The organism is Acidobacteriota bacterium, assembly GCA_003225175.1.
Classification (GTDB): domain Bacteria; phylum Acidobacteriota; class Terriglobia; order Terriglobales; family Acidobacteriaceae; genus Gp1-AA112.
On sequence record QIBA01000034.1, the window covers coordinates 24,227 to 43,545 of the forward strand.

The following is a 19,319-nucleotide window of genomic DNA, read 5'->3' on the forward strand; positions in this document are numbered from 1 at the left end:
GCGGAAATGGATTTCTTTGGAAGCCGAGTCGGCTCACAATCACGATGCATTCGCTTATCTGCCCCGAGCGAGGAGTTTGGAGGAGCGAAGACCAGAACTGGCGCGACACCCAGGTGGAAGCAACTGAAGTCTGACTTCATTGCGAACAAATCTGGACCTTCACTCAACGTGACATACGCTTGGACGCTTGGCAGGAGCTGGTGGCGGATCAGCCTTTTGTATTTTTCCGAATACAGCAGGTTTGTTTAGAACTCAGCGATGGACTTTAACCTGTGTTACCGCCGTGAAAGCGGCCCTTAAGCTAGATCAGTTAACAAATACAAGGCACGGGTCGTTCAACAATGCCTGGTAAGGAGCAGCAAACCCGGCAGGGCACGGACTTTCATTGTACCGTTCTTGTACCGCAAGAAACGTGTAAACAGCTGGTCCCAGTAGGGGAAGACATTTTTTGAATTTGGACCTGTTGGATTAATGGTCGATGTTGATTGAAGTGACTTCCTGGCATTTCTCGGCACAGCTCGCTATGCCTATTTCCAAATGTTACTTTCCTCCTACTTCGGAGCAAGAAGACTCCGCAAACAATTCCGGCCATTTCCCGTAAACGCGCCGATCACATCACTAAATGAGTAAGCGAATGAAGCTTCTCTGCCCTCAAGAACCTCACGAACCTGGCGGATGTCGTCGCGATCGAGACGAGACCTCTTCCATGCAATGGTGCTGGAAACCAGATAAGTTATTGATGATAAAGGGCGATAAAGCGGGGTTGATGTCAAGAAACCGGCAGAATCGCCCTAGTTTGACACCAAATTTGACACCAAGAAAATTGGGCGCAATCAAAGGCTGATAGTGGCGGATCAGCCTTTTATGTTTTCCGAATACAGCAGGTTCGTTTAGAACTCAGCGATGGATTTGAACCCGTGTTACCGCCGTGAAAGTCCGATACCCTGTTGGAACTGATTGAAAAACTGCGACACGAGTGGCTACCTAAAGCAGTTTCGGCGCGGGTAGAAAGGATTCGTGGATCATAATTGGACCATAGCTGGACCATGAGTTTCGTCTCCCTGGATGATCCTCCGCCACTCCCAGGTAGATTCGCATTTTGCTTTTTTCGTGTTATCCGCAACTAAAGTGCGACGACGTCTAAGAGCACTTAAGCAGTGACATTCTAAACGTACTTCTCGGACTCACTCATTTTTTTGGTTGGTCTCCGACACAAACGCAATCGTTCCGGTTTGTGGTTGGAATGCTGAGGAAGTGAACCAGCCTATCTACGCCCGCATGATAGCATTCGCCAAAAGCGTGTCTTCAACTTACGAACACTGAGAGAGTTCTACGTTATGCACTATTGCCTCTTAGACACGCCTTCACGGGAAAAAATGGGGCAATGATTGATCTTAAACACCTCGAAGCTTGGTTCGTGACGGGAAGCCAGCATCTTTATGGGCAGCAGACACTGGATCAGGTCGCGACGCATTCGCGAGAGATCGCAGCAGCGCTGGACAGGTCATCCACTGTGCCGGTGAAGATCGTTTTCAAACCGCTGCTCACTACGCCGGAGTCGATCTACCAGCTTTTCCTCGAAGCCAACAGCTCAGCAAACTGTGTTGGCCTCATCATGTGGATGCATACATTCTCGCCGGCAAAAATGTGGATCCAGGGATTGAGAGCACTCCGCAAGCCGTTTGTGCATCTGCACACGCAATTCAACCGCGAGCTGCCATGGGCGACGATCGACATGGACTTCATGAATTTGAATCAGTCGGCACACGGCGATCGCGAGTTTGGATTTCTCACCAGCCGCGGACGCAGGCGGCGGAAGATAATCGTCGGATTCTGGCAAGACGAAGATGTCACCCGCGAACTCGCAACCTGGCTGCGTGCGGCGAGCGCATGGCACGACGCGCAGCATCTGAAGATCGCGCGCTTCGGCGACAACATGCGCAAAGTCGCGGTCACAGAGGGTGACAAGGTCGAAGCCGAGATGCGCCTCGGATATTCGGTGAACGGATACGGAATGGGCGATCTGGTTGACCACTGTAAGCGTGTCAACGACTCCGATGTAGAGAGACTCATTTCCCAGTATGAGGAATCATATGCCGTCACCGAGCCGCTACGGACACGCGGAGAAAAGCGCCCATCATTGCGAGAGGCGGCGCGAATCGAGTTGGGGCTGCGCCATTTCCTTGAAGACGGCAACTTCAAAGCTTTTACCGATACGTTTGAAGATTTGCATGGCGTGCCGCAGTTGCCCGGAGTTGCGGTGCAACGTCTCATGGCCGACGGGTACGGTTTTGGTGCCGAGGGCGACTGGAAAACGGCGGCTCTGGTGCGCGCAATGAAAGTGATGGCCTCCGGACTCAAAGGCGGAACGTCGTTCATGGAGGATTACACCTACGATCTGAAGAATGGCGGCATGGTGCTGGGCGCGCACATGCTGGAGATCTGCCCTTCGATTGCCGACGGACGACCGTCTCTTGAGATTCATCCTCTGAGCATCGGCGGGAAGGCAGATCCTGTGCGTCTAGTCTTTGATGCCGGGCGGGGACCGGCGGTCAACGCATCGATCGTTGACATAGGAGATCGCTTCCGTATGATCGTCAATCAAGTCGGCACGGTTCCGCCTGAGCATCCGCTGCGTAAATTGCCTGTGGCGAGAGCGGTTTGGATTCCAGAGCCAAATCTGAAAGTCGGTGCGGGGGCATGGATTCTGGCCGGCGGAGCGCACCACACTGGATTCAGCCTCGCCTTAACTGCGCAGCACTTAGAAGACTTCGCCTCGATTGCCGATATAGAATTTCTGTTGATTGATGCAAAAACCACTATTTCGGAGTTCAAAAAAGAGCTCCGCTGGAATGACGTGTTTTACCGGTTGACCGCTCTCGGGAATCAATTCCCGTTGTAGTACAAAGTGAGCCGGAAGGTGGTAGCCGCGTCACCAGCTCAGTTGCAACAGAGACACAGACTGTCGCGGAAGGGTAACGTCTACAGTCATCTCTCGGTTCTTCGAGGATACCCAAATGGGAGAATCACTCTGGTGAAGCTGACTTGCGGCCTCCAACGTTGCGTATTGCTCTGGTGATGGCGATTGTGGCGATCCCATACTCTTCCACGTAGTCCAAGAATTGCTGTGGTCCTCGTCGATGCGATACTGCCGCAGCAAAAGTCGCTTCGCGTTCTTAGGAAGGCCACTGATGATCAATCGTACTTTCGTCGCCACTCCGACTACATCTTCGTCACAATAGTGCCACGTCAGGACTGAAACCTCACGATCCCGAGCAACCGCCAAGCTATCGACATCCGGCTTCTGCACACCCTCTGCGAGCATGCTGAGCAAAGGTATTCGCCTGCTGTTCTCTGTTTTCACCCGACTGCCCTGCATCATTCCCAGCATTCGAAAAAGGTTCAGCACCGGCTTATCAATGCCATTAGTCGCCAGAGTGCGAAAACCGTCGAAATAGGGCTGGCCTTCAAATTCAAAAGCCCAGGTCAGCGTGCCATCAATGTTGGCTTGCTCACGATCGGCTAATTCGAAGATGTTCTTCAACATCACAGCTGTGTACGCCGGATAGAGCGTCCCATTTCGGTACGAGTTCTGCGGATAAACGCGCGCCGAACATGCCGCGCATCCCTCAGGATCCGATTCGCTCAGTATGATAGGCAGATCGCGAAATTTTGCGAACGAGCGCACAATCCGGAAACCTTCGCGAACATCCTGCAATTGCTTCGCAATTCCCATTCGCACGCGCCCATCGACAACCGAAGGGCGACCCTTTGCATGGTAAGTGATGAAATCGAGTGGAGCACCAGCATTCCCATTCCCGAAATTAGTGCCGTGATCGCAGTGTTCAAGGAAGTGCCTGAGGAATGCCGCTGCCTGCGGACTCGCTGGTCCCGTCGTTGCGGGACCGCCGATCCTGGCCGACGGAAGAGCGCGCTTCACAGCGCTTGCAGTGTAGTCGTACAGTTTTTCGTATTCTTCTGGCGTTCCGTGCCAATAAAAAATATCGGGCTCGTTCCACACCTCCCAATACCACGACTCAACCTCCTGCTGGCCGTATTTTTCTACACAGTGTCGCACCCACTGATAGACAAGTTCTTCCCACTTGCGGTAATCACGAGGGGGGTAAGACCAACCGATGGCATAGTCCTTATTCGCCGCGCCCGGAATCCAAGTTGGGCGATAGGGCTCGGGCTTTGATGACAGCGCTTGTGGCATGAATCCAATTTCTACAAACGGCCTAGCTCCCGCCAGCAGATAAGTCTCAAAGATGCGATCGATGATCTTCCAGTCGTAGATTGCTTTTCCCGCCGAATCCTCGATGTAGGCGTTCGTAGATCCCCACTTGAGTCCAGCGCCGCCATCACCAGTCGCCAGGAGAAAATGTGTGCGAATGTAAACCGGAGAGCTGCTCAGTGCTCCAAGCTCATTCACCAGCTTTGTTCCGTTCACAGTGTAGGTGTAGTTTGGCTCGTCGTATCCGAAATAGGAATAGATCGGTCTGAAGGACCCGATTGGTTGCGACGCATCGACTCGGATGGATATCTGCTCTTGTCCGTGTGCAGCCACGGCAACCATTAACTCGAGGAGAATGAGCCACGCGATCTTACTCCTGCGACTCGTATTCAAGGGTTTGAGGAGATTTCTCGCAGCCGCGTCAATAATCCTGGACTTCATTTGGAAGCAAGCTCTTGTAGGTGAAATTTCAGCTGGTCGTTTACTGACTGCAACGCTAATGCACTACAGTTTTCGACAATCCAGTCTGGTCTAGCCTTCTGTAGCTCCGCATGGTAACAGTCGTGGGAAAAGCGATTAGCGGGAGCCAGCGCCGTTTCCCGCCTTGATATCTGCCGGAGCATCGTCAGCAACAATACAATTCGCAGATGAGAATCCCAAGGATTCTCGCGCTGCAGTTCGCGAAACATTCATACCGATATTTCATCATTGTGACGCCCGAAGCTGCATTGTCCTTGGGCCCGGTAACCGAGTTGGAATCATCCACAGTTGAACCCTCGCGAATCCGAAAAATTGCGATGGGCCGACCGTTAAATTTAGATCATTTGCACAATTTCGGTATCGGGGAGGTTATGAAGAGAGCTCTTTCTCGAAGGGCCTTTTTGCAGCGTACGGCCGCTGTCGGTGCGGCTACCCTCATTCGTGAAGTGGTACTAGCCACGCGTGGTACTAGCCACGCATGGCCGCCGTGCGAGCAAGGATGTAAAAAACCTCGATGCTGATGAAGCTTTCAATTTCAACAATCATTGACCCTTCAGCGAAGCGCCGGCCCCCGTCAACAATGTGAACAGCACATTCCCGACTAATGACGATGCCCGAATTGGTCTATAAACGCAGCGGAATAGGTTTTGAAGTCTTCGTATCCCTTGAGTACAGGCCGAAATAACCAAAAAGCCGCGTAGCCTTCTTGGTTTCAAAGCGCCTTTGCTATCGTGATGGGACGCGCCCGAGGTGACGCACCATGAATCGTCGCGAATTCACGAAGCTCTCCGCTCTTGCTCTGGCAGGGAGATACCTGCCCATCCACGCCTACAGCGGAGCAAACAAGCCGATCGGCTATGCGGCCGTCGGGCTGGGTACTATTTCTGACATCTTCATGAGAGCATGCGCAAGCTCGCAGACCGCGAAGATCACCGCGCTCGTCACAGGACATCCCGACACGAAGGGCGCGAAGTATTCGGCGATGTATGGCGTCCCCAAAACCTCGATCTACACGTACGAGACGTTTGATCGGATCCGCGAGAACTCGGATGTCGATGCGATTTACGTAGGCTTGCCGAACAGCATGCACTGCGAGTACACCGTGCGCGGCGCGCAAGCGGGAAAGCATGTTTTATGCGAGAAGCCGATGGCCATTTCGAGCACCGAATGCCACAAAATGATCGATGCCTGCCGGCAAGCCAAGGTCAAACTGATGATCGGCTACCGCGTGCACTACGAGCCATTGTGGAAGCAGGCGATCCGGATCATCCAATCGGGCCAGCTCGGGCAGTTGGAATCGCTGCATGGTGGCTTCTTCGGGCAGCAGCGACCGGGCGCATGGCGACTTACAAAGGCTTTCGGTGGCGGTGGCGCGCTGCTGGATTTGGGGATTTATCCGCTCAACGCGATTCGTCATATCACCGGCGAGGAGCCGACGAATTTCACTGCTGTCATCGCGACGCGTGAGCGCAGCGGCCGTTTCAGCGATGTGGAACAGTCGATGGAATGGACGATGAAGCTGCCCTCCGGCATCATCGCATCCTGTGGGTGTTCATACGGTCAACGCGGGCCAAGCATTCTTAGTATCAACGGCGAGACCGGCTATCTAGTGATGGAACCCGCTTTTAACTACGAAGGTGTCCGGCTGCATGGTGAAATCGGCGGAAAGAAGATCGAGCAGGTGAGCGATGAAAGACATCCGTATCAATTTACGATTGAGGCGGAACATTTCGCCGACTGCATCCGCAACAACCAGGAACCGGAGGCGCCGGGCGAAGAAGGGTTGAAGGATATGCTCGCCATCGAAGCTATTTACAAAGCAGCAGGAGCGCCGATTGCCTGAGCACAATGGGGCACTCAGTGCGCTCTGGACAGATGAAAGTAGGGAGCCAACGATGAAAGTATTAACGGCGTTGATGATTGTCACGCTTTTGTCGCTGGCAGACGGCGCGACCGGTCAAGAGCGGCCTAAGGTTACCAGCATCTCGCACATCGCTGTCTACACCACCGATCCGGCGAAAGCGCAAAGGTTTATGTCCATGATCTGGGCGCGGTAAAAGGACCGGACCCGGAGAATCCCGCGGACGTCCGGTACTACTTCAGCGCTGCTCAGTTTGTGGAAGTGTTGCCATTGCCGGCGGGTCCCACGTCGGTCGATCGTTTAGATCATGCGGCATTCAACACGTCCGATACAGGCACAATGCGCAAGTACCTCCACGCGCAGGGTGTCGAAGAGCCTTCGGCGGTAACGATCGCAAGCGATGGAAGCCAATATTTCGAGGTGAAGGATCCTGAAGGGAACAAGATTCAGTTCGTGCAGCCGGCCGCCCATCCTGTGCCCGTGTCTGAGAATCCGCTTAGCAGTCGCGTCATTCATATCGGATACCTCGTGCACGACCCTGCGGCCGAGGATACGTTTTTTCGCACCCTGCTCGGCTTTCGCCCGTACTGGCACGGCGGCATGAAGGAAGGCGTGACGGACTGGGTCTCCCAGCAAGTCCCTGACGGCAGCGACTGGCTCGAATACATGCTGGTACATGGAGCGGAGAAAACCGGTATTCCTGCGTCAATGTCACAGGAAGCATTCGGCGTGTTGGACCACTTTTCTCTCGGCGTAAAGAACATGGAAAAATCGGTCACGCTCTTGTATGAGGGCGACAGACTTACGGCCCGGCATTCTCAGGCGCAGATTGGGCGCGACGGGAAGTGGCAATTCAACCTGTACGACCCGGACGGAATTCGAGTGGAATTGATGGAGTTCCAACCCGCAGGGAAACCGTGCTGCTCACCGTTTCTCCTGCCCAGTCCAGCGAATTAACACTGACAGACGAAGAAACCGATGTCACGTGTCAGCGCAAGACTCGAGCGAAGCGTCCTCTACTACCTCACTTCTGATCCTCTCTCAAGTTGTAGTCAGCTGGTTGCAGCACAGGTCCCCTGTCCCCGGACTTGTCCCAATTTGGGTGGCCCCCAGGGACAGTCCGTTAATGGCAGCGTAGACGTCACATGGACCGGCCGGTCGCTGCGGAGAAAACATTGGAACCTGCGCCGTTCTGTGCCGCCATCTTCGACGTGGCGGAGGTCAACGCAAAACGTCAGTGCAAACGTAACCGCAACATGGATTCTCGTTTTCACGCTTTTCCTATCTGCCTGGTTCAGGCACCTGAGTAGAGAGTATGTGGTCCTCAATGTGAGGCTTAGCGGCGGCAACGCTTGCTGCCACAAATCGATAAAGGGTAATACTCGCAGGAGCGATGGATAGTGTTTCTGGTACTGACGACAGTCCTGTTTCTTTAACCTCGACTTCCGGCTGCTTATCAAGCGCGTTGGCAGCGTCGCGAGTAGGTCCCGTCATTTGCCACATGTGAGCTTCATTCGCCAATTGCGCACCCTCGAGATGTAAGTTGAGAGACTGAGGCTCTTGTGTCGGATTGACGATCGCTATTGTCAGAAACTTGCGATCGCCGGTGAATGCGGCGGAGATATCCAACGGATACGTTGGGCTGCCGGGACTGGTGGCGGGCTGTTCGCCGCCGACGGGCCTGTGCTATGGTCCAGATGCAATGCTAAGAGACAGTAAGCTGGCAATTAGGGTTCAGTTCGTGCCGGGAGGAAATCCCTTTAGCAGCTTGAGTATTGACTTGTCGATCAATTCAAGAGACTTTGACTTGCGCTCGACATCCAGTTTTACTTTAGCCGTTCCGCTCCACACCACTTTGTTCGCCGCACGATCGATGAAGTCGATTCGAAGTGTTCCCTCTGGAACGTAGGTAGCCGACGAAGCAGCATAACCAGCGGCACCCGTCCACATCGTGGCATTTATTGCGGGCGGCGCGCCGGCGTAAGTCGGCGAGATCGGTACGCCCGCAGCTTGATTGACTCCAAATTCCGTACCTCCCTCAGGAATTAGGATGAGATCGCCATCGCTTTCCGTTCTGGCGAAACCTTTAGATTTCAGTTCATGGTCGAGTGAGCCGACAATGGACGCGTGCAGCAACGGACGAGTTGGCTGGATGCCCGGCTCCGCTACCGTGTAGGTTTTGTATCGCGAGAAGTCGACACTCTTGTCGTATCCTACTTTTATTTTTTGAGCCGTTGCGCTCGTGATCGCCATGATGACTAGAAACATCGCCATCAGGCTCTTGAAAAGGTTCATTGATCCTCCGATTTAAACGCGACATCCAAATACGTTCGTCCGCACAGGTGTCCTGTGAGCACATTAGAGAGCACTGGAGGAGTAAGAACCTGTCACTATTGAGAGTTAGCCAGCGAAGCCTAAATAGAGTTGGACAGGGTCGTACTAAGTCTCCGGTATTTTTGCCAGTGCCTAGGGATCAACGGCGTATATAGCTTGGGCAGAAGATTCCAAGGAGCAATACGCATGAAGAGAATCAATGTCTCGGCCCTTGCCTTAATCTTCACGCTTGCCTGCACGGCGCTGACTTCCGCCTTCGGTGGTGACACAAGAACGGTTAAGGGATTAATTACGGCGCGTACTGCTGACACAATCACAGTCCGAGCCGATGGTGCGGCCCAGACAATCACGCTAACCGACGAAACGAAAGTGCAGTCGCCAAAAGGACTCGGTATACGGAAGGAGCAAATGTCGTGGGCCAGCCTGATCCCGGGCCTCAAAGTTCAGGTGAAGGCCGTTCCCGACGCTTCCGGAAATCTCATCGCTAAAGAAATCAAGTTCAGCAAAGATGATTTGCAAACTGCCAGCATGATCCAAGCAGGTTTGACGCCAACCGAAGAGAAGGTTGCAGCGAATGCGCAAAACATTGGTACGAATCAAGAGAACATCGCTGCCAATAAAGAAAACATTGCCGTGAACTCAGCCAATATCGGAGCTAATAAAGCGCAGATCGCATCCAATCAACAGGAAGTGAGCCGCCGGTTCGAGCAACTGGCCGACTACGAAGTGAAAACTGGGGCGAAGATTTACTTCCGTTCTGGCGAATCCACGCTCGGAGCCGATGACAAGGCTGCTCTCTCTCAACTTGCCGCCGAGGCGACCAAGCTCTCGGGTTACATCGTCGAAGTACAGGGATTTGCTGATGCGGTTGGAAACGCAACCGCCAATCAGAGTCTGAGCAAAGAGCGCGCGTATGCGGTGGTTAATTACCTCATGCAGGAAGGGAACATTCCTCCGCGGCACATCGTGTCTCCTGGAGCAATGGGTATTGCCAGACCAGCTGCTTCGAACGAGACATCGCAAGGCAGATCGGCAAACCGCCGTGTCGAAGTTAGAGTGATGGTCAACAAAGGAATTTTGTCGGCCAGTCAGTAAACCAGAGAACATTCTGCAAAGCTTTCTCAAGCGGGAAGCTCCGGCGTCGCAATAAGGGGCCAATCCGGCCTATTTTTGTCACAACACGGCCGTTGAGACGCCTTTGAATCCAAGATGAAACTGTTTGCTTTTACCTGCTGAAGAGTAGTGCCGTGGGAGATCAGCGTCTCGCATTATTGACAGATGCCCTTGCTGCCGCTGCGACCTATAAGACTCTCAGGAGACAGTGATGAAGCTTGAAGGCAAATGTGTGCTCCTCCGATCGTCAATCGCGATCCTCTGCACAATTGTGCTCTTGCCAAGAGAGACCTTGGCGTATCTGTTGCCACCTGTGTCGACTCTGGTTGCATGGCAACAACAGCAAGGCACTGCAATTCCATCTGAGCAGCTGGATTCTCTTGTCGCACCGATTGCGCTCTATCCAGACCCACTGTTGGCCCAAGTGCTGGTGGCATCCACTTATCCTCTCGAAATCATTCAGCTTCAGCAGTGGCTAGGTAAAAACAAAACTCTTAAGGACAAAGCGCTTGTCGACGCTGTTGCGAAGCAAAGTTGGGATGCCAGCATTCAGGCGCTCGCGGCTCTTCCCGACGTGGCAAACCGCCTGGCAAACGACATTCAGTGGACCACCGACGTCGGAAATGCCTTCTTAGCGCAGCAGAGCGATGTAATGGATGCCGTTCAGCGGATGCGACAAAAGGCCAAGGATAGGGGCACGTTGAAATCGACCGAGCAGCAGACGGTCGAAACCAGGTTGGTCGAAAAGAAGAATGTCATTGTCATCGAACAATCCAATCCGCAAGTTGTATATGTACCTTCTTACGATCCGGTAGTTGTGTGGGGAGCGCCATATTATCCTTACCCGCCGATCTACTATCCAGTCGGGTACTACGCAGCGGGAATGGCACTTTCGTTCGGAGTTGGCGTAATGATGGGGGCGTTCTGGAGCGGTGGTTGGGGCTGGGGCTCCGGGTGGGGCGGAAACAACGTTTACATCAACCACAACAATAATTTCAATCGCAATAGCAACATCGGTGGGAACCGCAATAATATCGGTGGAAACCGGCCGTCACAGTTACCGGCTGGGGACCGCGGCAATTTTGGCAATCGCGGAAGCCTTGGCGGTCGCGGTAACAGTCCGTCTACACTTCCTGCCGGCCGCGAGAATGCCAGAAGTAACTGGCAACACAATCCTGATCATCGCGGTGGTGCTCCATATCGGGACCGCGCCACTGCGGACCGATTCGGAGGAGCAGCGCGCGGTGATTCACTTGCAAAGCGCCAGACGGGTGCTCGACAACAGCTTGGCCGACAAGGTGGCAATCTATCCAGCTTTCGCTCTGGCGGTGGCGTGAGCAACCGCGCCGGTGGAGCCGGTTTGAGTAATCGGAGTGGTGGAGGTCTCGGCGGTTCATCATTGGGAGGCGGAGCCGATCGCATTGGAAGCCGTGATCTCTCCCGTAGTGGTGGCGGAAACCGTGATGCGTTCGGCGGAGGTACCCGGGGGTATAGCGGATCGAGCGCCCGCAGCAGCAGCAGTCGCGGCTCTTCGAGTATGGGATCTCGAGGCGGCGGTGGCTTCCGAGGCGGCGGTGGGCGGCGCAGGTAAACGGCGGCTGAATCGCAGAAAACGAAAACTTGCCGGAGGACACACATGAGATCGGTATCCCAGAATGGAACTCGGTCACGCGCAATTGGCCTTCTCGTCGCCTGTGCGATGGTATCCGCGTCGGGCCTGTTCGCCACCGCGCAAGACGCCGTGCCCAAAACGGTCTCAGCGACCATGAGTGCTGGTTCCTCAGTAGAAAAGTTTGACACCCCGCAGCAAGCTGCAGATGCGCTGGTCGGTGCAGCCGAAAAATTCGACGTCGATACGCTGACGAAGATTTTTGGCCCGGATGGTAAAGACATTGTTGTTACAGGCGAAACCGCGCAAGACCGGCAGCACGCCACCGATTTTGCCGCTCAGGCCCGAGAAAAGAAAACCATTTCAGTAGGTTCGAAGAATGGAAATCGAGCGTTCATTCTGGTTGGCAGTCAAGACTGGCCCTTTCCGGTGCCGCTTGTGAAGAGAGAAGGCAAGTGGTCTTTCGATGCCAAGGCTGGCCGGCAAGAACTCGTGTACCGTCGAATTGGGGCGAATGAACTGGATGCAATTCAGCTTTGCCACGGTTACGTCGAAGCGCAGGATGAGTATGCCCTACAGAAGCGGGAGGGCTACGAAGTGAATCAGTACGCTCAGCGCATCATTAGCACTCCTGGAAAACAAGATGGCCTGGCTTGGCAAAATGCCGACGGCACATGGGGCGGTCCGGTGGGTGAAAAAATTGCGCGTGCGATCGAGCAGGGTTATACGGCGGGTTCGGAGTACCACGGCTACTACTTCAAGATCCTGAAGGGGCAGGGTCTGGCTGCGCCCCTTGGCCAAATCGACTTTGTGGTAAAGGGCGTGATGATCGGGGGCTTTGCTCTAGTGGCAGCGCCAGCGCGGCACGACGTGACAGGAGTGAGGACGTTTATCGTCAGTCACGACGGCGTTGTCTACGAGAAGGATCTTGGACCGAACACACGCGATCAGTTTAGGAAGATGGAGCTTTTCAATCCAGACAAGTCCTGGACACCAGTGCAGGAGGAAGACGAGCAAACTGCTTCTCAGCTGTCTTCTCTCGTTCCTACTACCCAAAATTGAGTGGCCTTTTCGTAAGACGAGGCAGAGTCTCGCATGTTGCAAATGTGGCTGGCCTAATTTCCATTCCTTGCTCTGGAGCACTGTGTTGAACAACCATCTCTGCTAAGGTAGGAGGATTAGCATCAGTGCTAGAAGATCTATTTGTTTTGGAGTACAGTTTGCGAGTTTTGTTTCGAAACAATCTTCTATTATCTCTCCTACTTCTAATCTCTCTTTGGGGTGCAGCCTCCCCCAGCGCGGCCGAGAGCACATCTTTGTCCGACACCTCGTATCGCCTCCATTTGTTTCACACCCACACTGGCCAAAGGCTCGACATTGTTTATCGACGTGGGAACACGTACGATCCTGACGCCCTCGCAGAGTTGAATGAGTACTTACGAGATCACCGGACCGGCACTGTTCATGAATATGACCCGCGAGTATTCGACCTGCTACACGATTTGACCGCCGCTCTGGGGCGTCCAGACGGAGAGATCGACGTATTGTGTGGCTACCGGACACCGTGGAGCAACGAGTATCTCAGGATGCATGGGCATGGCATCGCGCGGCACAGCCTCCACATGCAGGCGATGGCGATCGATATTCGGGTACCGGGCGTGCGCACTTCCAAACTGCGCGACACAGCTCTCGCACTGCAGCGCGGTGGCGTGGGCTACTACGCCAGCTCGGACTTCGTCCATGTCGACGTCGGGCGCCTGCGCCGCTGGTAATTTCCCAACTTATGGGTACGGATAGCCCTTTGCCAGTGCCTGGGCTAGCTTCGCGTCGTGCCCGTAGATGTCATGATAGAAGTGAACTTCGTTGTTCTCATAGGCCAGGGCAGTCGCGTAGACAATAAAGACGGGGACCCGCTGAGTGAGGCCTACTGTGACGTTGTCACTACCTTCCTTCATTCCTTGCTGCACACGATCCAGCGTCCATCCTGGATTGTTGCGCAGCACCCAGGCGGCAAGTTCGGCCGGCTTTTCGACGCGGATGCAGCCGTGGCTGAAATCACGGCGAGTGCGCGCAAAGAGCTGGGGTGATGGAGTGCTGTGCAGATAGACGTTGTGTTCATTCGGGAATATTAGCTTGACCAGGCCGAGGGCATTGTTTGATCCAGGCTTTTGCCGCACCGCCAGCTCACCTGCCTGAAGCTGGGCGAGCACTTCATCTGAAATTGCGCCAGAGGTGACGACTTTGCCGTCGATGGTGGTGACCTCGTAATTCTTCTTTGCTATGTAGCTGCGGTCGCGCTTGATAGCGGGAACGATTTCGCCACGCAGGATGCTCGGTGGAACGTTCCAATATGGACGCAGCACGACAAAAGTCATGTCGCGCGAGAAGACGGGCGTTTGGGTGCGTAGCGCCTTTCCAACCACAACACGCATATCGAGAGTGACTGTATTCTTATCGTCCAAGGCTCGAAGGTGGAAATCGGGAACGTTAACGATAATCGGAGGCGCAGCGAACTCACTGGGAAGCCAACGCCAGCGTTCGAGCGTGAGCTGCAATTGCCGAACTCGCTCCGATAGAGGCACATTCAGCTGGTTGACCGTAGCTGCGCCGAGTCGGCCATCCTCATCAAGTCCATGACGACGCTGAAAGCGTTTGACTCCCTCAGCCAAGGTGGCATCATAAATCTGAGGATCACTGGGATTAGCATCAGGCGGCAAATCGCCGATCAGACGCAGAAGGCGCGAAAGCCGTGGGACACCTGCATATTGCTGACCGGGGTCGATGGCCTTTGCTGGAACGGGAAGCTTTTCGCCGTTATCCTGGCAGGCCAACTGCACATATCTATCTAGAGCCTGCTCCGTGCGACGATATCCTGGAAACGGAGGCTCTATTGTATCCAGCAGCGCAGGGATATCTTTCGCGGTCAACAACCGTTCGCGAACGAAGTGAGCCAGGTCGTACTTCTTATGATCGATATCCAAGCCGAAGTTGAAATGCTTCGGGTTGATGCGTCCGATGTGAAGATCGGAGACGTAACGCATCGTGCAGACACTGAGTGCAACGTCAAAAGCCGAAGGATCGCCGCCTGCGCCCTTCAACCCCTGCACACGATCATTCCAGCGTGACGCGTCGTAGTCTTCGGGTTCGAGCCCGTTTTGCGCGGCATCACGAAATCGCTCGATCATCACGAGAGCTTGCGAACTTGGGGCATTTCCCTGAAGCCATGCCGGAGCGTAGCCGACCGGCTCGTAGAACTTCTGCAGCCAAACTCGATAATCGCTGAAGTTCCGCCAGCGCATGCTGTCGAGACTTCCCGCAGTGACGATGCTCTGAATTCGCGACGGGGGCTGCGCGATTGCAAAACAGCTCAACAGGATCGCAATAAGGATTTGCCTGGGAACCATGTTGCCGAACACGCGTGCCAACCGCTCACGTGAGCACTGGTTCGGGTTTGAACCTTTACGCATTCTCTTACTCAGCCAAACCGCGGTTTACCAGGACCTGAACTTCCGCGCGTCTGTTTCCCTCGCGGCCTTGGCTTGATACATTTGACGATGCGGGATGAGACTCGCCCATCGCTCCTGGCATCAGTACACGTCTCACAGGAATATTGCCTTCCTGTTGCAGGAATGCAATCACCGAAGCAGCACGGTGCATGCTGAGTTGTTGATTCACGTCAGCTCGCCCGCTGGAATCGGTATAGCCCTCCACCTCGACGAGATATGCCTTGAGTGACACAGCGCTTTGTGCCAATTGCGTCAGATCGCTTTTGGCCTTCTCGGAAAGAGTTGCACTGCCGGCCGGAAAGTACACGTTCACCGAGTACTTCACATCGTAGTCAGCCAGCTTTGAAAATCTCTGATTAATAGTTTGGATCTGCCGTTGACTAGCCTCAATATTTTGTTGGTGTGCCTGAATGGCGCCTTCGTGTGCTTGGATGGTTTGCGCATTGCTTTGAACCTGCTGCTGCGTGTCGGTCAGTTTCATCTCTACTGGAACTAACCCTGCCTTAATTGCAGATGCCATTCTTAAATCGCTCCCTGAGAAGTTGATATTCTTGGCAAGCACGCGGCCGGGGCTACTGCCCATTCCTTGCACTTTGATCCAGAGCCCAGGGACGAGGCTATCTGGCGGCATCTGCTTTTTCCGAAACAAGCCTCGTGGCGTGCTGATTTTTGTGAATTCCGTCAACAACACGGCGATCTCGCCGGATTCTTTGGTTCTCATTGTCAGCGAATCGTTGTTTACCGAAACAACGTATCCTTCAAGTTTTACTGTTTGACCGGTACTAACACAGAATGCTGGAGGCAACGCAAGGCAGAACACAAGTAGTTGGCACAGTCCGATTCGCCGAATTATTACGGTCATGACATCCTCCTTTTTGTTTCTAATTCCCACACTTGGCCTGCCGGTCGATTTCGCGACCCATTGTTCGCTTGGCCAAGTGACTCATTGATCTTGCCTAGCCAAGCTTGACCCGACTCTCCTCATAATGTTGGTTCGTGAAGGGGGCGCAGTCACCATATTCGACTCGACTCTTGTTCTGGACCAACTGTGACTTTTGTCAGTCGAAGGCTGTTCACACGCGACGTGGGAATCAAAACCGTTTTCGGGCCGACAAAGACAGGTAAGAAGTTGCACTGGTATTTTTGACATCTTCCCAAGCCGAATGATGCGGCCATATCCTGAGCCCGTTTCACGGTAAAACTACAACAGCGTGACTTAAGACTCTCCAACCGAACAACAACACACAAGGAGAAGAATCATGCCAATTAAGAATCCAAGGGAGTTGTTTGTGCATATGTTGAGCAACTTGCGGCAGGGAACCGAGCGAGCTACTAAGCTCGTTCAGGAATTTACCCACAATGTGCAGGACACAGACGTACGGGAGGCACTGGAAGCGCGGATTTTCGTCTCCCAAAAAATTCTTGATACCCTTGACCAATGTTTCAAACTCATCGGTGAGCAGCCAGTAAAAGTCAGCGGACGCCTGTACGACGCGTTTGTCGAAGACTTCCGCAGCGAACTGGCCGATATACAAAATCCCACGGTCCGAAACCTATTCATTCTTGCAAAGGCGAATCAGGTGCTTCACCTTCGTATCGCCGAGTACAGATCCCGGCTCGCGGCCGCTGATCTATCGGGTCACTTCGCCGTTGGCGTACTGCTTGAAAGCTGCCTTGCGGACAAACTCGCGTTCGTCGAGCGGACGAGTCGTCTGCTCCAAAACCTAACTGCAACCAAGATGGTCGAGAAAATTGCTGCGAGGGCAGTTGCATAAACAGACGCTGCAACCAAGCTGACCGTCTCTATTTAATCACTCACCTTAACTTGCGCCGGCTCACACATCGTCGATCCGGCGCACAACAACATTGATTCCTGACAAGAAAGCGCTTGTTTATCTAGAACGCTTCGCTTACTCCCATTCCGAAAGTATGTCCGTTCTTTCCGGCCGCGATGTCGGCGCGAAGGTTTACGTGGTAGGCCTTGCTGAGCATAAAGCGCAGCCCGCCGCCGCCTGCGGGGAGAAATGCGGTGCTGTAAAAAAATTCCCTCGCACCCGGCGCAACCCCACCTATGCCTCCGAACCCGACGATCCCGAAGCGTTTCGGCAAAGGCAGGCGGTACTCCAATTGCGTTGCCACCATGTAGCGGTCAATGTAGCGCCCGGCTTCATAGCCGCGCAGCTCGTTATTGGTGCCATAGATGCAATTCCCGTAAAACGGAGGAGCACCGCCGGTCCCGCAGAAGTACGCGTTATAGGCAAGAACTTGTTTTTTCTTCAGACCCCAATATTTGTTGAAGCTTACGCGGTACGACTGAAATGAGTACTTGCTTCCTAGCCCCATGGCAAAGAAATCCGAGGTGAGGTCGAAGAATGTGCCGGATTCTGGATAAAAACGATTAGGGCGGCTATCGCGGTTAAGTCGAAACCCGAGCGCCGTCAGCTTAGTATTCAGAGTGAGTCCCGATGGAATGAGAACGAGATCGCTCCCTCCCGGTTCGCGCATGATCGAGGAATGTCCCGTTAGGAGGCGGGGACCTAGGAAAAACTTCCATTTAAGCTTGCGCAGGAATTCGCCCAAAAACACTGAACCGTCTTGCTTCAGAGGCAATTGGAATCCCGCATTGCCGGCGCTCGCTCCAATACCATACAGGTTGTAATTCAGATTGCCCTGGAGAAAGGCAGCGCTAGCGTGGTAGGTGTCGCGCTTCATATAGAGCTGCCCGGCTACGGCAAACGCGCGACTGCCGTTATTCGTAATTAAGCCCGCCGCCCCGAGAACCGAAGGAGGAGAAACTTCATCCTCCCTATCGAGCCGAAAGATGTATGCCAAGACGGGAATGATGCCGGTCCCCAATGCCGGACTCGAGATTGGAATAGGAGCAACCACGAACTCCCCGCGGCGCAATATTCGTTTCTTCTGGTCAGAACTCTTGGTCGAAGCTGAAGCGTCACTCGATTGAGTACCATCTTGAGATGAGCTAGGAGTACTTTGACCGGCTGACGGCCGGCACAGCAGCACGATTACAAGAAGAATTGCCACCTTGAACAACGAGTGATCCGGAAACCGCAGTATCGTAGCGGGAAGCACAAGTGACCTGTTTCGAGATCAGGAGTGATTGTTGACTGATCTCGAGGCCGGCACTTATTCGTGGCCAGCGTCATCTAGTTTGCGTCCCATGCTTAATTGCAGCATCCGTCAAAACTGCCAGCTCTGCATGCTGTAGAAGACGAGGCTGATCGTTCCCCATTTGCATAGAGTACCAGCACGTGCCCACTCGCTTATTGGCACTGAAAGAAGTACTAGTTCTGATCGCTTCTTCTTCGGTTCTAAGCTTGCTTCAACGTTCACTGAGCAAGTATGGGATGAAAGAGTAGAGGCAGCGCCAAAGGAAATGGCTAATCCAGGACACAGAACTCGCAGCCGCTGTAAACTATCAGTTCTGCCAGTTATCTCAGATGTGTTGAGTTGGTTAGGATCAGCGTGAACTGCGAAGCTTAACGCCTAAGCGGCAAATTTCAGGAGGTACACTGTGCAAAGACCCGCGTTCGCTGCGGTCGCACTATTTTTGCTCGCGGCGACGCCACTATTCTGTCAAGAACATCATTCAAAATGGCGGGTTGGGACGATCATGGCTGTTGCAGCGCACAACACGGACAGCAGCGAGGTTCACAAATATGATGTTTCGATCAAAGTGGGCAGAACTATGTATGTCGTACTTTATGCGCCGCCCGACGGGACAGACAAGATTACTCACCGCGCTGGACTCGACTTGTTGGTATCGGTCGGAGCAAAGACAATGGCTTTCAACAACCTTCTTGGACGCAAGATCGAGGTGCCGATCCTCAGTCGTAAGCCAATGACCCCTTCTACATAAACAGTAGCTGCGAGCAGCAGGTAACCCATGAATCGCGCCGTGAAGTCGTCTTTTATGTCCAGCCAATCAACTCTGCTAACCGATGGAATGATCCGTGTGAAGATTTCATATTTAGATTCGGCGACAAATTACCGTGAATTTCTGCCGGGGAGCCCCGGTGCGTTTAAACGTCGAATTAGGTGGGCAGCGATCAAGGCGGGAATTGCTGAACACGGAGCACTTGGCATCGTCGTGTTTATCTCTGTCGCACTCGTCACGATTGCGCGGTTCCTCGAGTAGACCCGAAACCATCTCTCATCGGGCTG

General features: G+C 53.8%; 16 protein-coding genes and 1 pseudogene. 11 read left to right on the forward strand and 6 right to left on the reverse strand.

What is annotated here, in order from left to right:
* Window positions 1-1,384: 1,384 nt before the first annotated feature.
* Entirely contained in the window at window positions 1,385-2,902 is a 1,518-nt protein-coding gene (locus DMG62_05380; protein PYY23888.1) for an L-arabinose isomerase, read from the forward strand.
* A gap of 30 nt (window positions 2,903-2,932) precedes the next feature.
* Here DMG62_05380 and DMG62_05385 read toward each other — a convergent pair whose 3' ends face one another.
* Entirely contained in the window at window positions 2,933-4,576 is a 1,644-nt protein-coding gene (locus tag DMG62_05385) for a beta-xylosidase (protein PYY24020.1), read from the reverse strand.
* A gap of 305 nt (window positions 4,577-4,881) precedes the next feature.
* Here DMG62_05385 and DMG62_05390 point away from each other — a divergent pair, with 305 nt between their 5' ends.
* The 3 genes and pseudogenes from DMG62_05390 (at window position 4,882) to DMG62_05400 (ending at window position 7,532) form a co-directional block, all read left to right on the forward strand.
* Window positions 4,882-5,235: a hypothetical protein gene (locus tag DMG62_05390; protein PYY23889.1), complete on the forward strand. Its 354-nt coding sequence runs from the start codon at window positions 4,882-4,884 to the stop codon at window positions 5,233-5,235.
* 239 nt (window positions 5,236-5,474) lie between these two features.
* A complete protein-coding gene (locus tag DMG62_05395) occupies window positions 5,475-6,557 on the forward strand; it encodes a gfo/Idh/MocA family oxidoreductase (GenBank protein PYY23890.1) in 1,083 nt (360 codons plus the stop codon).
* 73 nt (window positions 6,558-6,630) lie between these two features.
* Window positions 6,631-7,532, forward strand: a pseudogene (locus DMG62_05400) (glyoxalase).
* A 324-nt stretch (window positions 7,533-7,856) separates the two neighbouring features.
* Here the strand turns inward: DMG62_05400 and DMG62_05405 are convergent.
* Both DMG62_05405 and DMG62_05410 read right to left on the reverse strand, forming a co-directional pair.
* Window positions 7,857-8,204 carry a hypothetical protein gene (locus tag DMG62_05405; protein PYY23891.1) on the reverse strand — a complete coding sequence of 116 codons (348 nt, stop codon included), beginning with the start codon at window positions 8,202-8,204 and terminating at the stop codon, window positions 7,857-7,859.
* Window positions 8,205-8,309: 105 nt separating this feature from the next.
* Window positions 8,310-8,870 carry a hypothetical protein gene (locus DMG62_05410; protein PYY23892.1) on the reverse strand — a complete coding sequence of 187 codons (561 nt, stop codon included), beginning with the start codon at window positions 8,868-8,870 and terminating at the stop codon, window positions 8,310-8,312.
* Window positions 8,871-9,095: 225 nt separating this feature from the next.
* Between DMG62_05410 and DMG62_05415 the strand changes: the two genes are divergently transcribed.
* The 4 genes from DMG62_05415 to DMG62_05430 all read left to right on the forward strand — a co-directional run bounded on the left by DMG62_05415 (window position 9,096) and on the right by DMG62_05430 (window position 13,403).
* The gene (locus DMG62_05415) at window positions 9,096-10,004 is read left to right on the forward strand and encodes a hypothetical protein (GenBank protein PYY23893.1); all 909 of its coding nucleotides are present in this window, start codon (window positions 9,096-9,098) and stop codon (window positions 10,002-10,004) included.
* A 229-nt stretch (window positions 10,005-10,233) separates the two neighbouring features.
* Complete coding sequence (locus tag DMG62_05420) at window positions 10,234-11,613, forward strand: DUF3300 domain-containing protein (protein ID PYY23894.1); 1,380 nt, start codon at window positions 10,234-10,236, stop codon at window positions 11,611-11,613.
* A 45-nt stretch (window positions 11,614-11,658) separates the two neighbouring features.
* The gene (locus tag DMG62_05425; GenBank protein ID PYY23895.1) at window positions 11,659-12,693 is read left to right on the forward strand and encodes a DUF2950 domain-containing protein; all 1,035 of its coding nucleotides are present in this window, start codon (window positions 11,659-11,661) and stop codon (window positions 12,691-12,693) included.
* Window positions 12,694-12,851: 158 nt separating this feature from the next.
* Entirely contained in the window at window positions 12,852-13,403 is a 552-nt protein-coding gene (locus tag DMG62_05430) for a twin-arginine translocation pathway signal protein (protein ID PYY24021.1), read from the forward strand.
* 9 nt (window positions 13,404-13,412) lie between these two features.
* Here the strand turns inward: DMG62_05430 and DMG62_05435 are convergent, their stop codons facing one another.
* Both DMG62_05435 and DMG62_05440 read right to left on the reverse strand, forming a co-directional pair.
* The gene (locus DMG62_05435; protein ID PYY23896.1) at window positions 13,413-15,098 is read right to left on the reverse strand and encodes a murein L,D-transpeptidase; all 1,686 of its coding nucleotides are present in this window, start codon (window positions 15,096-15,098) and stop codon (window positions 13,413-13,415) included.
* Window positions 15,099-15,102: 4 nt separating this feature from the next.
* Entirely contained in the window at window positions 15,103-15,999 is an 897-nt protein-coding gene (locus tag DMG62_05440) for a hypothetical protein (GenBank protein PYY23897.1), read from the reverse strand.
* A gap of 397 nt (window positions 16,000-16,396) precedes the next feature.
* Here DMG62_05440 and DMG62_05445 point away from each other — a divergent pair, with 397 nt between their 5' ends.
* A complete protein-coding gene (locus DMG62_05445; protein ID PYY23898.1) occupies window positions 16,397-16,912 on the forward strand; it encodes a hypothetical protein in 516 nt (171 codons plus the stop codon).
* Window positions 16,913-17,033: 121 nt separating this feature from the next.
* On the opposite strand, the gene DMG62_05450 is transcribed toward DMG62_05445, so the two are convergent.
* Complete coding sequence (locus DMG62_05450) at window positions 17,034-18,227, reverse strand: hypothetical protein (GenBank protein PYY23899.1); 1,194 nt, start codon at window positions 18,225-18,227, stop codon at window positions 17,034-17,036.
* A gap of 541 nt (window positions 18,228-18,768) precedes the next feature.
* Here DMG62_05450 and DMG62_05455 point away from each other — a divergent pair.
* Complete coding sequence (locus DMG62_05455) at window positions 18,769-19,014, forward strand: hypothetical protein (protein ID PYY23900.1); 246 nt, start codon at window positions 18,769-18,771, stop codon at window positions 19,012-19,014.
* Window positions 19,015-19,041: 27 nt separating this feature from the next.
* Window positions 19,042-19,293 (forward strand): hypothetical protein, encoded by a 252-nt coding sequence (locus DMG62_05460; protein PYY23901.1) that lies wholly within the window; start codon window positions 19,042-19,044, stop codon window positions 19,291-19,293.
* Window positions 19,294-19,319 lie beyond the last annotated feature (26 nt).